This window comes from Photobacterium lucens, assembly GCF_009873615.1.
GTDB lineage: Bacteria > Pseudomonadota > Gammaproteobacteria > Enterobacterales > Vibrionaceae > Photobacterium > Photobacterium lucens.
Genome location: NZ_SSMG01000237.1, coordinates 1 through 18,139 on the forward strand (window position 1 = coordinate 1; position 18,139 = coordinate 18,139).

At 42.0% G+C, this 18,139-nt stretch carries 4 protein-coding genes; all 4 read left to right on the plus strand.

All coding sequences use genetic code 11. The features are described from left to right. Positions 1 to 142 precede the first annotated feature (142 nt). The 4 genes from E5A76_RS10400 to E5A76_RS10415 all read left to right on the plus strand — a co-directional run bounded on the left by E5A76_RS10400 (position 143) and on the right by E5A76_RS10415 (position 17,925). The gene (locus E5A76_RS10400; RefSeq protein WP_053987662.1) at positions 143 to 523 is read left to right on the plus strand and encodes a Rid family detoxifying hydrolase; all 381 of its coding nucleotides are present in this window, start codon (positions 143 to 145) and stop codon (positions 521 to 523) included. 44 nt (positions 524 to 567) lie between these two features. After that, entirely contained in the window at positions 568 to 1,857 is a 1,290-nt protein-coding gene (locus E5A76_RS10405) for an L-cysteine desulfidase family protein (protein ID WP_053987661.1), read from the plus strand. Between the two features lie 484 nt (positions 1,858 to 2,341). Beyond that, complete coding sequence (locus E5A76_RS10410; protein WP_053987660.1) at positions 2,342 to 2,995, plus strand: helix-turn-helix transcriptional regulator; 654 nt, start codon at positions 2,342 to 2,344, stop codon at positions 2,993 to 2,995. 296 nt (positions 2,996 to 3,291) lie between these two features. Then, complete coding sequence (locus E5A76_RS10415; protein WP_161118888.1) at positions 3,292 to 17,925, plus strand: GEVED domain-containing protein; 14,634 nt, start codon at positions 3,292 to 3,294, stop codon at positions 17,923 to 17,925. Positions 17,926 to 18,139: the final 214 nt, after the last annotated feature.

Here is an 18,139-nt window from a genome sequence, read left to right on the forward strand (position 1 = left end):
TTATAGCTGGTTTTTCATAATTTTATCGGTTTTTTACTATTTATGGAAAGATTGATTTTATTTTTAATTTCAAAAATAGTTGCAAATTTTGAGTTTGCAAGGTTAAACTAAATTTGAATTTTCGATAGCGAGATAAAGAATCATGACAAAAGTAATTACTTCTCAATCAGCTCCTGATGCCATTGGTCCATATTCACATGGCAACGCATTTGGCGATTTAATTTTTACATCAGGTCAGCTGCCTGTATGTAAAGAGCAAGGCGGTATTGTTGAAGGTGGTATTAGCGCTCAGTCTCGCCAATCACTAGAAAATCTTCGCTCAGTGATTGAAGCTGGCGGTGGTGAGATGGAAACAGTTTTAAAAACAACTTGTTACCTAGCTAATATTGAAGACTTTGCTGCATTTAATGCGGTATATGCAGAGTTCTTTAAAACAGATTGTCCTGCACGTAGCTGCTTTGCTGTGAAAGATCTTCCTATGGGTGCATTGGTTGAAATTGAAGCGATTGCACACCGTAAATAATAAAGACAGCAATAAATAATAAGAAATTAGTAGGGGAACCACTCATGAATACACAATGGCAGCAATACAAGAACATCATTAATGCAGTAGTTAAACCTGCGTTTGGTTGTACTGAGCCAATTTCAGCCGCTTATGCATCAGCTGTTGCCGCTGAATTGTTGGGTCAAATGCCAGAAGAATTAGATGTTAAGGTCTCTGATAATCTTTTCAAAAATTCAATGGGTGTATTCGTACCTGGCACAGGACGTATTGGTTTAGCCATTGCGTCAGCGGCGGGTGCTGTGGGTGGTAACCCTAATGGTGGCTTGGAAGTACTGGTTGATATTAAACCTGAGCACGTAGAACTAGCCCAACAACTGATTGATGCTGGCAAAGTGAGTGCTGGGCGTAAAGATGTTGAAGAGTTTATTTACTGTGAAGTGACGGCAAAAGCAGGCAATGATGTCGCTATTGTTGAAATTAGCGGTGGTCATACTCAAGTGATCAAGAAAACGCACAATGGCAAGATTGTGTTTGATGCAAGCTCTGATCTCAATACAGATAAGAAGCCAGCATCAACGGCATCAGTGTGTGAAGGCGTAGATATCTCGATTAAAGGGATTTATGACTATGCCACAAACGTTGATTTTGACGAGATCAAATTTATTCTTGATGCGCGTAATCTAAATAGTGCGTTATCGGATGAAGGATTAAAAAATGCGTATGGTTTGGAAGTCGGTCGTACCATTCAAAAAAGCATGGCCAATGGTTTGTTTGGTGAAGGCTTAATTAATAAAGTAGTGATGCGAACGGCTGCAGCATCTGATGCACGTATGGGCGGCGCAACACTACCAGCAATGAGTAACTTTGGTAGTGGCAACCAAGGTATTGCAGCTACCATGCCTGTAGTCGAAACCGCACTGCATTTTGGTTCTTCAGAAGAGCAATTAGCACGTGCCTTGATCATGAGCCATCTTGGTGCGATTTACATGAAATCGTTTTACCCACCATTGTCACCTTTCTGTGGTAATGCGGTAACCAGCTCTGCTGCTGCGATGGGGATGGTGTATTTAGCGGGTGGTTCGTTTGAACAAATGTGTTTTGCTATTCAAAATACCTTAAGTGATACCACGGGTATGTATTGTGATGGAGCAAAATCAACTTGTGCAATGAAAGTGAAAAGCTCAACTAGCTCTGCAGTAATGAGCTTCTTGATGGCGATTGATAATAACGAAGCTCGCTCTCAAGGTATTGTGGCTGAAGATGTAGAAAAAACGATCAGAAATATTGGTAAAATGGTAAGTGTCGGTATGTCGAACACAGATGCAACCATTATCGATATCATGTCAGCATAGCACTTCTAATGAACACAAAACCATTGCTTTTATTCTTCGTATTGAAGAGTGGCAATGGTTTTTTTGTATATGTTGTCGTCAATTTTTGATTTAGCACCACTAGCTCTTCAAATCGTCTTCTTGTCTATAAACCAAGGTATTCTCACTGAACCTAGTATCTTGAGGTGATTTGGTGATAAATCATAGATTGATTGTATCAATGGCGTTGGCGAGGGTATTTTCAGGTTAGATAGTCGTTACCTATGATTAACATTTGATATGCGGTAGCTTTTGGGGATGTTGCAAATCTATACAATTGTCCCGATTACGCTTTATTAATTGTATAAATACTGTATTTTACCTTGCATAAAACCGTTCATTGTTATTCTAGGAACGTTACTTTTAGTAGAATATACTCAAGGCATTCTCACTAGATTAAGCGCCTTTTAGTTAGTTGGGTATAGCATCAAATATTGCAGCACTGCGTTCCAAGTGGAGGTGAAAAGTGCATGAATTAACAGAAAGTGATTACGATATCCTTCACGCTATGGAGAATATTGTTGATGGTATTGCTGCGATGTGGGGAGAGCACACAGAAGTTCTCTTACATTGTTTAGATGCAAAAAATCCATCAATAATGAAAATTGCAAATGGTCACATCACTGGAAGAGAAGTGGGTGCACCTATCACCAATATTGCGTTGGTAAAGCTAAATGAAGGTAAAGATGTCTCTGATGCCTACATTACCAAAAGTCCTGATGGAAAAACGCTACGTTCAATTACGACGATTATTCGCAATAAGCAGCACCAGGCGATTGGTATGTTATGTGTTAACTCAAACTTAGACGCACCATTTCAATCAATGATGCAGAGTTTGCTGCCAAATATGTATTCTCATGTTGATCATAGTGTGACAGCAGAAACGTTTGCTCGAAATAATGATGAAATGATGCATAGCTCGATTGAGAATGTGCGCGAGCAGGTCGTGAATGATACAACGATCCCACCATCGAAAAAGAGCCGTGAAATTGTGACGCGTTTGCATGATCTTGGAATATTTGACTTAAAAGACAGCGCACAAATTGCGGCTAAAGGGTTAGATATTTCGATTCATACGATTTATCGTTATTTACGTGAAATTCGCGCTCACGAGGCCTAAAAAGTGTATATCGCATATTTGTGGGGAATAAAAAAAATAAGAACTAAATAACGACGCAAAATAAAAATAAAGTCTTAAACACTTTAAAGTAAGTTGAGTAATTGACTTATTTTAAAGTGTTTTTTTTTGGCTTAACACTTGCACTAGCTATATGTCTTTTATTTTTATTATGGTGATAGACTGTGAATATGAAAATAAGAACAGGGATTCTTCTTTTAATATCGCTTGTCATAACGAGTGTATTATTTGCATATTTATTGCTGACATTAAATAAAAGTGAACCACAGAAATTAACGGTGGTTGATAGTCAACTCGCTGATAAGTCTTATTTTCAAGAATACGGTATACCTATTGTTGAATTTAATAGTATTCACAACCTCGCACTAAAAATACAAGAGAATAAAAATATCCATGTTCTTGATATATTCTCTCATGGTGAAGATGGGAAGATATTTTTAGGAAAAGAATCTCTCACTCTTGCCAACATAGATGCTTATCAAGAGATCCTCCAGCAAATCGGTCATCACCTTGGTGCAGAAGGCCACATTAATGTTTTAGGCTGTGATGTTGCGCAATCTGAACAAGGCAAACAACTGATCGAAAAAATCGCTGAATATACTGGCGTGTCTGTTGCGGCTTCTACAGACTTAACGGGTAATGTACAAAAAGGCGGAGATTGGGATTTAGAGTATCAAAGTTCTAAAAAAGTCATGTCTGCTCAGAACACAGATCTTTATTCCTTTAATACGTATTTAAATTACCCACAAGTATTAGCTTGTTCTACTGCATTAAGAGCAACGACGGGCGCTGATATTAAATCACTACCAGGATATAACGAAGATCCTGCCGATGGATTTCCAGCAGGAAAAGTAACCATTGTTGGTGATGAATTATTTTCGAGCGCATTGAAAGCAGGGGGAGGAAATGAAAAGCGTTTTGAAATTGAAATTCTAGCACCAGGTGATTCTGCAACAGCAACATTTCCAATGATAGTGAAATATACATTTCGTATTCGTTGTGAAGATAGTGGTGATTGTGATGCGTTGTTTGGTTTAACTGATCATATTGATGTGAATGCAGGGGCATTTGGTGATAACCCATTTATTTGGGCTGCATTGGATGGTCAATGGAATGGTACAAATACGGAAATATTAGGTGCTGCAGATTGGTCTGGATACAGTAGTACCGTTGTTGGATCATCGACTACACCAAGAGACTTTACACTTGAATACACCGTTCAAAGTGACGGCTCAATGACATCTGTTCTGTCTGTACATGAAATAGATGGTACTGAACTTCATGTAACACCAGTACAAACAGAGCCGAATGTTTTGGATTTATCTCAAGGGCTCTATTTTGTTCATTTTACGCACTCGAATGATCCTGGCGGTCAAAATTATGTTTTTATGGGGTTTGAGTCTGTCGCAGTGACAGAGCATTGTGATTATGGTGATCATAATGTCCGTTACTTAGATGCAGCACATGATACTTCGTCAGACTCAACATTATATATGGGAGCTGCTATAGCTGATATTGAGCAGCTTAGCCAGAATACAGCAAATGGCGGCACGGATGTGACTGGTGATGATAGCGATGCTAATGGTGATGATGAAGATGGTGTTTACGTCGGCTCTATTGCTAACAATATCGCTATTCAGGGACAAGTTTTTAATGTTGGGGATATCGTTAGTTTAAATATCCCAACAAATGGTACCGGTGTGCTTAATGCGTGGGTTGATTGGAATGATGATGGTGATTTTGATGATGTAGATGAACAAATTGCGACAAATCTCAGTCCTGCGGCCAATGTGATATCACTCTCTTTACCTATATCGCTAAATTCGATTGTTGGCACTGTTAATAGTCGCTTTCGTTATGGCTCAGAATCAAATATAGATTGGTATGGTGAAGCCGCTGATGGTGAGGTCGAGGATCATAGTTTTATTGTTAATGGTGATCTTGATTATGGTGATGCGCCTGATACGGGCATAGGGACGGGTGCTGATAATTTTGAAACCTTAGCCAGTAATGGCGGTCCTTATCAAACTATTAATAGTAATTTATATATCGGTGATAGCGCCCCTGACTTGGATTCGGGAAATTTACAAAATGCAACCGCTACTGCTGATGATACGAATAATAATCCTGATGAAAGCGATCTCAATCTACCACCGATCCAATCTTCTTCAACAGATTATAAAATATATATTCCCGTGACTAATAATGTTGGTTCGACAGCAACTTTAGTGGGTTGGATTGATTTTAATCGTAATGGTCAATTTGAAGAAAGCGAAGGACAAATTGTTCAAATTCCAAATGGTGTAACGCAAGTAAATACAGAACTTGAATGGAACAATATCACGCCCAGTAATACCAGTGCGCTTTTTTTACGCTTACGATTGATTAGCCGTGCTGTTACAAATATTACCGAAGTCTCTTCGCTTGGAGGGGATGGAAGTGGTGAGATTGAAGATCACCGCATTGTGATGAGTAATATTGATTTGGGTGATGCCCCGAGCAGTTATGGCATAGATCCCTCTTTGGGGGGGGCGTACCATCTCATTACAAACACGGCGAATCTGTATTTAGGGAACAGCACCATTGATACTGATTTACCCTCACAAACATCGAGTGATGCTTTAGGGGACGATACATCAGGCAGCGACGATGAAAATGGCGTGATGTCAACTTTAATGCCCATTCCTATTGGCAGCATGTTTTATCCTGTGGAACTCACCGTACGTAATACCACTGGCAGTGATGCTTATTTAGTTGGTTGGATTGATAGCAACCGTAATGGCGTGTTTGATGCGATTGAAGGGCAGGTTGTGACCATTGCCAATGGACAAAATGGGGCTTATACCTTCACCTTTAATGCCACACAATTACAGTATTTAACCTCAGGTAGCAGTTATATTCGTTTTCGTTTATCAACGGATCCTCTCACTACTTCGGATGCGAATGGTGCCGCCAGTGATGGTGAAGTTGAAGATCACGCCATCTTATTAGGCGGTGGTGATTTTGGTGATTTACCTGATACTACAGCCTCGACAACAACAGGGGATTATCAAACCAATTATCTTAATAATGGTCCTTACCACAATGTAGATGCACTACCTTCTTTGTATTTAGGCTCCCAAGCACCAGATGCAGATATCACTGATTTAGCCTCATCCGATGGCACTGGTGATGATACCAATGTTACCGATGATGAAGATAGTCTATTAACCGATATCTTACCTGTAATAAGCAATGGTGCGGGCTATCAAGCCGATATCTCTGTTACTAATAATTCCGGACTTAATGCATATCTTTATGCATGGATTGATTGGGATCGAGATGGCAGTTTTGAATCCGATGAACTTATTCAGCAAGCGGTAACACAACCTTTTGGTGTCCAGCTTATTCCGGCAGGCAGTGGTACGCAAACTTATACCTTAAGTTGGATAAATGATGTTGCTACATCTAATAATATTGCTTACGGAATGCGTTTGCGTCTGACAACTGAAATTCTTAGTGACGATAGCGGCACTGTAAATAGTGATGAACGCTCACTAGGGCTGGCAGTTAATGGGGAGGTGGAAGATTATTATTTAGTTGCTTCTAATACGATTGATTTAGGTGATGCGCCTGATACTTATAAAACTACGATTGCCAGTGATGGCCCTGCGCATGATTATGTCAGCTCACTGTATTTGGGCAGCAATAATATAGATTCAGAATACAACGTGACATCAAGTAGTGACGCATTAACTGATGATAATACTGGCACGGATGATGAAACAGGGATTGTGCAGCCTCTTCCTTTTTATTCGTCTACGACGAATAGCTACAGCGTAGACATTGCTGCGTATAACGGCACTGGCGCAACAGCAACATTAGCTGCTTGGCTCGATATTAATGGAGATGGGCAGTTTAGCACGAATGAAATAGTAGATGAATTGCATGTTGCAGCCAATGGTACACCGTTCTCTAATGCTGTATTTAGTGCTGATAATTATCCGACGGGTAGCAATAACCTATCGAATAAAATTACACTGACTTGGAATAATATTACTTCCCTTACGTCAGGGCCTGTGGCGTTACGGGTACGTCTTTCAACTACGTCATTAACAGCCAATGATTGGTTTGGTTATACCCAAGGCGGTGAGGTTGAAGATTATATGGTGCAAGTTCTGGGCGCTGATTATGGTGATGCACCTGCGAGTTTTGGAACTGCTTCCCATATGGCCAGTGGTAACGATATTAAATTAGGCACTGTATTGGATTTAGATATCGGCTCTTGGGGAGATGGTATCGATAACAGTACTACTGCGAGTGATGATGATACTGTTGATGATCCTACGGGAGGAGTGGATGATGAAGACAGTATAGTGGTGATCCCAAGTTTAGAAGCGAACGATACTAGCTTCAGTGTTGACGTCTCTGTAACGAATAACCATACCTCGCTAGCGAATCTTTATGTGTGGTTTGATAGTGATGGCAGCGGTACGTTTGATGTTGATGAGCTTGAAACGGCAGTTATTGCGGCTGGCTCTGGCACAAATAATGAGACGATCACTTGGAATGGGATAGTTCCTAAATTTGGTCAACGTTATCTTCGCGCTCGTATTACATCTGATAACTTAACAACAACGGCCACAGGCTCAGATCCTGATCCCCGCGCCACAGTTCAAGCCTCCGATGGGGAAGTAGAAGACTATGGGGTGCCTGTAACTTATATACCACCTAGTATCTCTAACCCATCAGGCACAGATACTGATAACGATGGTGTTAATGATGATATCGATGTTGATGATGATAACGACGGTATCTTAGATGTTGATGAAATTGATTATGCACCTACGGATTTATTTGTTGATTGGTTCGAGCCTGCCTCTGGTACTGCGCCAAGCCACTGTCCAACAGTACTTCATACTGCTGATGGAGAATATAACCCACTAGTTCATGCAGGTAATGCTGCTTGTGGATTACCTGGCGAGACATCAAATAATCAACGTAACAGTGTATGGGGTAGCTATGGTGGTGATAAGTGTGGTGCTAGCGAAAACCCTTATGGGCGTGGTTGGGGATATTTAACACGATGTTCTGAAGGTGATACAGGTAATAATTGTAATGGAACGACCGACCATCGAGGTAATTGGTACATATTACAATCGCAATTCTTTCCAACTGGAAATGTATTTGAAGCAGGAGAAACCTACACTTTACGCATGCATGTTAATGTTTGGCATAGTCCAAGCTCGGTATTTAGAGCCATCATTAATGGGCAAACGATTACGCCTAATGAAACATTAACGAACGCTGGGGATCAGGTATTAACATTCACATACACTGCACCAACCACAGGACCATTAACACAATTAACATTGCGGAATGAACATTTTGGTGCCAGTGGTTCTGGTAATGATTGGGGATTTTGTGGGTTACAATTACAAACAGCGTTACAAGAAGTCTTAGTCGATACAGATCTCGACGGTATTCCTGATCATTTGGATTTAGATAGCGATAATGACGGTATTCCAGATAATGTTGGGGCGCAAACTACCGCAGGTTATATCCCACCGAATAATGACTCGTTAGCTACTTATGCAGCAAATAACGGTTTAAATACCGCTTATATTGCTACCAATTATGGTCAAGATGGGATCACACCGAACAATAATGATGGTGCGGATGAGCCTGACTGGCGTGATTTGGATTCGGATAATTCTGAAACTAATGACACCGATGAAGCTGGACTAACAAACGTTTTATCTGGTGTTGATAGTAATCTAGATGGGATTGATGATGCGATTTTACCGCCACCATCTCCATTAGCGATTTGGCAGTCAGGGATCGTTAATTCAACCACGGGTACCGCTATTACTTCAGGGGCTAACTCTCTGGCTTATTATCCATCTGCTAATGGAACAGAGGTTGATTGGCGTGCCATTGCTATGTTTGACTTTGGTGATGCACCCACTAGCTATGGTAGTGCTTCCCATCAGCAGAGTACAGAGACAGTACTGCTTGGTGCGATAATCGATTACGATCAATCAGATTGGGGGGATGGCATTGATGATAACGGCAATGCTACCGATGATGATACCGTTGACGATCCTACCGGTGGTGTTGATGATGAAGACGCTATCGCTTCAGTGCCGACATTAAATACTTTCTTAGATACCTCCTATTCACTATCGATTGACGTTAATAACTCGCACCCAAGTGATCCGGCAACGTTACATGTGTGGTTAGACAGTGATAATAGTGGGACTTTTGATGTCGATGAGTATCAAACAGCGAATATCGCTGCCGCAACAGGCGCTTCAACACAGAGTATCACTTGGTCTGGCTTATCTGGGTTAAACCCAGGGACCCACTTTGTGCGTGTGCGTTTAACAACGGATAGTTTGACGACAACCGCAGCAGGGAGTGAGCCTGATACCAGAGCAACGGTGTCTGCTTCAGATGGTGAAGTCGAAGATTATGTCGTTGAGTTTATTTTTGATAATACTCAGCCTCTTACGCAGTGTAATACTATCAACATCGGTAGTTTCGGCGTTTATGCTTTGCGTACTGATTTCATGGGAACGCAAGTCCTTGACCCAACCAATTATGGCGCTACAGGTACTTATAGCCGTACTAATAATTTGACTATTACTCATACTAATAGTACGACGATCAATATGACTGCGGCTGAGTTGCTAGAGCAATACCAAGTTGTAACTGTAGCCGATGATGGTGGGGCGAATACAGATCTGCTCAAAGCGTATGTCGATTTAGGTGGTGTCATCATGTATGACTACCATCAGCAGGGCTGGGCAACACTACAAGCCTTTGGTGTCACTGTTGATGAAATTCCAATGATAAGTGATAACACACAAAGAACGATCGATGTGAAAAATTCACCGATTAATAATCGTGTGTTTGGCAACATGATCGGTCAACCCAATATTCTCAATACACGGCCGAATGCTGTTCTCAAAGGTACGCTTCCTGCTGGCAGTAATCTTTTTGCTACGTTTATAGATAGTTCTGCTATTGAACGTCCCGCTTTATTTACCGTGGGAGATGGCAATCGTGCCATTATGATGTTTGATGAAATGTTCATTGAAGGTCCAGGGCAAATTTGGGAATACACAGGCGCGATTGATAGCAACCAAGAACGTTTCATGCATAACGTTTTAGCGTACGCCTTAGATCAAGCTCAATGTGCTGCTGCACCTGACTCAAAAGACTATGGGGATGCGCCAACCAGTTATGGTAGTGCATCACACGGTCAAGGAAGTGAGATTGTCCGTTTAGGTACAAACATTGATTATGACACTGGCGATTGGGGGGATGGTGTTGATGCAAATGGTGATGCAACCGATGACGATACGCCAAATGATCCTGCTGGTGGTGTAGATGATGAAGATGGGGTTGCATTTTTGCCTGATCTTAATATTGCCATCACTACATCGTATGGCATCACCGTTGATGTTAATAATTCGCATCCTACCAAAGATGCGACGCTTCACGCTTGGTTAGATAGTGATAATAACGGCACATTTGATGTTGATGAATATCAAACCACGACAATAGCGGCAGGGAGTAGTAGTACGACCGCAAATATTAATTGGAGTGGATTGTCTGGACTGGCTTTAGGGTCGCGCCTTATTCGAGTTCGTGTAACGACAGACACACTATTTACGACAGCGACTGGAAGTAATCCTGATACTCGTGCCAATGGGTTAGCCAGTAATGGTGAAGTTGAAGATTATTCGATGGAAGTGATTTATTTTAATCCAGCGGCGACAACAACTTGCAGCACCGTCAACATCGGTAGTTTCGGCGTTTATGCTTTACGTACTGACTTTATGGGGACGCAAGTCCTTGATCCTACTAATTATGGTACAGCTGGTACTTATAATAGTGTTGATACCATAAACATAACCCACACCAACACGACTTTGATCAGTCAAAGCGCCGCAGAGCTGATTGCTCAATATCAAATTGTGACAGTCGCCGATGATGGTGGAGCGAATGCTGATCTGCTCAAAGAGTATGTCGATTTAGGTGGCGTCATCATGTACGACTATCATCAAAACGGCTGGGCAACGCTACAAGCTTTTGGTGTTACTGTTAATGAAATTCCAATGCTAAGCGATAACACACAAAGAACCATCGATGTACAAAACTTCCCTATTAATAATGGGGTGTTTGGCAACATGATTGGTCAACCCAATATTCTTAATACACGGCCGAATGCTGTTCTTAAAGGGACACTCCCTGCAGGTAGTACACTTTTTGCAACCTTTATTGATGGTGATGCTATTGAACGTCCTGCTTTATTTACTGTTGGGGCGGGTAATCGCGCCATTATGATGTTTGATGAAATGTTTATTGAAGGCCCTGGACAGATCTGGGAATACACAGGTGCTATCGATACTAATCAAGAACGTTTTATGCATAACGTGATGGCATATGCCTTAGATCAAACCACGTGTTATGCCAGCGCACTTGATTATGGTGATGCACCTGATATTGACGGTAGTACAGCGGCTGGAAATTACATGACGGTTGATGCAAATAATGGTCCTCGTCATTTTAATACTGGCGATGTATATCTCGGTACCGCACCGACTTTTGAAGCTGACGCTCTACAAACCGTTGATGCTGATGGCGATCTCGATGATGGGGTTGCATTGCCACCGGCATACGATGGTGAGACAAGTTATACCATTACCGTAAATGCCACCAATAACAAAATAACAGATGCTTATTTAGTGGCGTGGTTTGACTTTAACCGCAATGGTCAGTTCGAGGCATCTGAAGGCGTAACGCAAGTAGTGCCTGCCAATACCACAGATCAGAATTATACATTGAGTTTTAACCTAGCAGGGGCAATAGCCAATGGTACGACTTATTATGCTCGTGTCAGGATCACAACAGATTTCATTAATACGAATGATGAATTGGGTGTTGCAAGTGATGGTGAAGTAGAAGATTACAAAATCGTTGGGGCACAAAGCGGTATTTTTGATGGAGGGGATGCGCCTGATACATACTTAACTACTTATCTTTCTGGTGGTCCTTACCATGAACTCAGTGCCACGCTCTATTTAGGGGATCAAGTGGCTGACAGTGAAGCTGATGCAGTGCCGGACTTATTAGCACTTAGTGACGATACCAACACTTCCCCTGATGATGAAGATGGCATCAATATTCTTCTTCCTATCCCGCTTGATGCCACAGAATACAGCACTATCGTTGAAGCGACGAATACTACTGGCTCGCCTGCTACGTTGTGGGCGTGGATCGACTTTAATCAAGACGGTGAGTTTGACGCTTCAGAAGCTCAATCGATTGCGGTACCAGATGGCACCAATCAGGGACAATTTACCTTAACGTGGACAGGATTAGATAGCATTGGCTTAACCTTTGGAATGAGCTATTTGCGAACCCGTCTCACCACAGATACGTTGACAGCTAATGACTGGGGCGGTAGCGCCAGTGATGGTGAAGTCGAAGATTATTTATTGGCGATTGGCTTAGGGGATTTAGGCGATGCGCCAGATACTTATGGCACCGACAGAGTGGATGTGAGTGGTGAAGGTTCAGGGGCGATGCACATCGTTGAAGACACGCCATTAGTGTATCTCGGTGCAATTGCGCCAGATAAAGAAGCGGATGGTTTTGTTGATGGTATTGATAATACCGGTAATGCGACCGACGATGATGTTATTGGGGCTGATGAAGATGGCATTACAATTCCTGTAATAGTTAATGCGCAACCGATAGTGCCAGTACAATTTACGACACGTGTACATACCGATGCAAATGCAACGTTATACGGTTGGCTGGATTTTGACCGAGATGGTGTATTTGATGTAGCAACAGAAGCAGCAACGCCAATAACATTAACCGCAGCAGATGAAGATACAGATCAAACGCTGAGCTTTAATGTACCGAGCGATGTGTTAACAGGTATTAGTTACTTACGTGTTCGTATCTGTCGTGATACCACCGACTGTTCAACACCACATGGCCTAGCTGATGATGGTGAAGTGGAAGATTATCAAATCACACTGGATGTTGAATATGATTACGGTGATGCGCCAGAAAGTGCGGGCTTCAATACGTTAGAATCGAGTATGGGTACACGTCATGCTACAGGTAGTCCATATATCTACTTAGGTACTGTCCCTGGTGATGCTGATACCGATGGCTTTGGTGATGGTATCGATGATAATGGTAATGCCACTGATGATGATCTGGATGGTGTACCTGATGATGAAGATGCATTTGCTGTGTTGCCAACTTACTTACGCGGTTCGGGTTCGTTAGCGCTGACGGTTGTTTGTAATGATCATGATGGTACTAGTGACTTAGGTGCCATGGTTTATGGTTGGATTGACTTTAATGTGAATGGCAATTTGTCAGACACAGGAGAATTTGCTCAAGCGCCATGTAATGATGCTGATGCGATATCTGATGGCTCTGCGACATTAAACTTCACGGTTGCAGATGATAGTGGGCTCGACATTATTTATCTCCGCTTACGAACAACAGCCGATATCTTAACCCAAGCTGATATTGATTTGTCTGCTGGTGATGGTGAAGTGGAAGATTATGAATTATCAACCCGTGATTATGGTGATTCCCCTGCTTCATATATTACTGGTGGTGTAGCAAGTCACCATGTTGGTAGCAATTATATTGGTACCGGTGTGGATGTCGATACTGGACATTATGCCGTTGCTGATGGGGATAACCTTCCTGCAGGGGCTACAGGTAATGGTGATGACGAAACGGGCACCACTATTGTGCTTTATAACACCATTGCTAATACTGGCGTCAAGATGGCGGGCTCCTATATTGAAGTAGATGCAACTAATGATGGCTTTATTTCAGTATGGGTAGATTGGGATAACAGTGGTGACTGGGGACAAGCTGGCGAGCAATCGATCAATGATATGGCTGTCACTGCGGGTAATAATATTCTGCCTATACCAACAGCGGCATCATTTACCGGAACACAATTCTGGACTCGCGTGCGTTACTGTTCAACGGCGGGTAACTGTAACACCATAACGGGCATTTCAAATGATGGTGAAGTAGAAGATCACTTTGTGACCTTAACTGACGTGAGCTGTCTGTCTTTAGGCTCACAATTTACCATGGTTTCAGGTGCAAATTCATTTGTTGATAACAGCACGAATGAAATCATTATTACACCTAATGCAGGTAATCAACGTGGAGCATTCTGGACCACAGATAAGTTTAATTTAGAAGAACCATTTAGATTACGCTTTGGTATTTATCTTGGTAATAACGATGCGGGTGCGGATGGTGTGACTTTCACCTTACAAAATACCGCCGCTGGTAACCAAGCGATTGGTTTATCTGGTGGTGGCTTAGGTTCTCAGGGGCTAGATCCTGCGATTACAATTGATTTTGATACCTACGCAAATGGAGCTAGTTTTCTTGATATAGCTAATGATCACACTGCTATTTATGATCCTGCATCTGTGCCATTTACGCTAATTGGTGCTGAGATCCATGACCTAGGAAACATTGAAGATAATCAATACCATGAAGTCGTGTTTGATTGGGATCCAACGACTACAACCTTTGATTACTACTTTGATGGTTTACTGAAAGAGTCATTAGTCCGTGACTTTATTGCCGATGATTTCAATGGTAATAACAACCTGCATTACGGTTTTACAGGGGCAACAGGTGGGGCTATGAACTTACAGAAGGTCTGTATCATAGAACAAACGATTAGCTTTACTGAGTATGATTTTGGTGATGCTCCTGATACCTCTGCAGGCACTGCGAATGTTGATTACACCACCACTAAACCGAATAATGGTGCGATGCATGTGCTCTACGATTTTGATGCAGATGATCAGAACGATATTGTTCTCGGTAGTGAAATCGATGCTGATGATGGCGCATTACAAAACTTGTCTGCAACCGCTGATGATGTGACTAATACGCCTGATGATGAAGATGGTGTGGTATATAGCACAACCATGAGACCGGGTGCTCCTGAAACACTTCAAATCACGACCTTAGTCGATCCGGACACCGATTTAACGGGGCTGGAAGTGTATGCATGGATTGACTGGAACCGTAATGGTGATTGGTCAGATGCTGGAGAGCAAGTAGTAGCCGATAACGCTGCTATTGCGAATGCACAAACACCGTACAATATCACAGTACCTGCGAATGCTAGCCTCGGTTATACCTATATGCGAGTACGTATATGTTCGGACTCTGGCTGTAATAGCCCAGTAGGTGCCGCCAGTGATGGTGAGGTGGAAGATTATCGGATCTTCATTTCCAACCTTAATCTAGTGAATACTTGTGATCAGCTCTATGTGACAGAGTCGACGACGGAAGGCGGGAACTACAGCTATTCTGCTGTAACGCCAGTGCAACCACTCACCTTTGAGTTTAATAACATTGTGACGGGTGTTAACTACAACTTATTGAACTCATTAGCTTTTGACCGTGATAGCGGATTAATGTACTCCACCTTTAATAACCAAGCGGGTAATACATCGGGTAATATTGAGTTAGTGGTGACAGATACTTCGGGTACTAGCTTTATATCGCTTGGTGAAATCATCTCTGATGGTACTTATACTATCAATGATCTTGCTGGTGGTGGTGTAACGGTAAATGCTGGGGATCCACTGCCGTCCAATATTGGTGGTAAATATCCTGCCAATATGGGGACCATTTCACGAGATAATCAATTCTATTACATCACTAATAATCGTTGGGATAGTTTGATCACGATTAATCTGTTCGAAATGACATACAGTGCGAAACCTATTCCAGCCGCATTAATCAATAACAATGCACTCCGGATTGGCTCTGATTGGGCGGTATCAGAAGTGGATGGTTTAATCTATGGTGTTGATTTAACAGGCAATGGATTCCAAGCCAGTGGTACGGAAACGGAGCCAACGACACCAACCTTATATGCTTATGATCCGGTCGCAAATACCGTAACAAGTCAGCCGCTTAACTTTAATGGTGCGAAGGCTCCAAATTATTGGACTGGTGCGGTAGCGACGGATGATTTGAATCATTTGTATGCCATCACGCTAACAGGGGATCATGATACTGATGGCGATGGTAGCTACGACTTAAATGATCGTGTTGCAATGTACCGTATTAACACCATTAATGGTGATGCTTCTTACATTATCCCAAGTAGCTATTCAGGTGTTGGTTTCCATGACATGGCAGGTTGTATAGCCAGTATTGATAAGGGTGATGCGCCGCAAAGCTATGGTGAAGCGGGTCACCGCAATGTCGATGTTGATATTTCAGGTACACCAGATCTGATCTTAGGTAGTGTGTGGGATCCTGACTTATATGACTTCTACAGTGCAGATGCCACGGGTGATAATACAACAGGTGAAGATGATGAAGAGGGGGTTGTCATGCCAGCCGATATCATTGTTTCAACCTTAACCACTTTACCTATCACCGTGTTTGAGAAAGACGGTAACAGTTCATATCTCAATATCTTCGTTGACTTAAATGGTGATGGTGACTTTACCGATACCGGTGAAGCTGTACTGTCCGATTACACCGTGAGTAGTGGACTTAATAATGTTCCAGTCACATTAGATGCAGCTTACACATCAGGGTATAACGGTGACACTTTCATCCGATTCCGTGTGTGTGATGCGCCATCGCTGTGTGATTCACCGCTAGGTACGGTTGATAACGGTGAAGTTGAAGATTACATGTTCAACTTGATCAACCAAATTGTACTAGAAGGTACTGTATTTGAAGATAACGGTGTCGGTGGCGTGACTGCACATAATGGTATTCAAGAAGGTACTGAGCGTGGCATTGCTAACTTTGAAGTAATAGCGATTTATAACGATGTGGCTATTCCTGGTTATGTAGCAGGACAAGAAATAGTTCGCACAATCACGGCAGCCGATGGTAGCTATACTCTGGTGATCCCAGTTGAGTTTGCAGATAAAGATATTATTGTTGAAGTGGTGTCACAAGCAGCGTGGATAGACATTTCAGAAGCGGATGTGACAGATCCAGCCTTAGGTTTAGTGGGTAAGGTGACGAATAGCTCCTTGACTGATAGCCTAATGATTGTCAATGCCAGTGCGGGTGATTATTTAGCCAATATCGATTTTGGTAAAGTGACGATGCCAACGCTAGAGCCTGATAACTACACCGAAACTGAGCCGGGCGTTCCTGTATTCTTTAGTCATAAATACAATGTGAATACTGCAGGTGATGTGAGTTTTACTATTGCTAATCAACAAGCCGCACCAAGTGGTTATAGCTGGGGTGAAGTATTGTACTTTGATGCTAACTGTAACGGTGAATTGGATGCCGGTGTGGATGGTGTGGTTACCAACCCTACGGCAGTCAATGCCGATACCACTTCACAAGTGTGCCTCATTGTGAAAGTCAATGTGCCAGCCAATGTGCCACTGCATGGCGTATATAACTATCAACTCATTGCGGATATTGATTTTGCTAATACCACAGAAACGAACCAAGTTAGTGATGTTGACACCGTTAGGGTCAGTTTCAGTGGTGCGGGTGAATTGGAAATAGAGAAGACAGTGAAAAATATCACCCAAAATGATGTAGAAAGCCGTATTAATCAAGCCAGACCCGGAGATGTACTGGAGTACACCATTTACTTCACTAATAACGGTGGTGGTGATATTGATACTATTAAATTATTTGATAGTGTGCCTGAATTTACCGAGTTAACGGAAATGGTGAGTTGTACTGCTCCTGCAACATCACTACCAGCGAGTATCGTGTCATGTAATGTGCTTACTGCTGATGGAACGAATGATGCAGGTTACGAAGGCGGCATTGAATGGCAACTTGGCGGTATCTTAGCACCTGCTGAACGAGGATATGTGATATACCGAGTTACTGTAAAATAATAATAAATAGTGATGTTGAGAATGTGACCATTATTCTAATAGATAAGAGAAAATTACATAAATTGATATTTAATGTCTTATAAATAATTACTAACGTATATTATTTCATTTTACACATCTTAAAAATTCATACTGTATTAATATGTCTGAATGAAGTGATGTGATACATAGCTAAATATAAGTCCATTTAAACGAAGTGCTGATAATGTAAATG

What these genes read in the sequence shown, in the direction of transcription:
- E5A76_RS10405 (WP_053987661.1), top strand. Translation starts at nt 568, where the DNA reads ATGAATACACAATGGCAGCAATACAAGAACATCATTAATGCAGTAGTT.
- E5A76_RS10400 (WP_053987662.1), top strand. Translation starts at nt 143, where the DNA reads ATGACAAAAGTAATTACTTCTCAATCAGCTCCTGATGCCATTGGTCCA.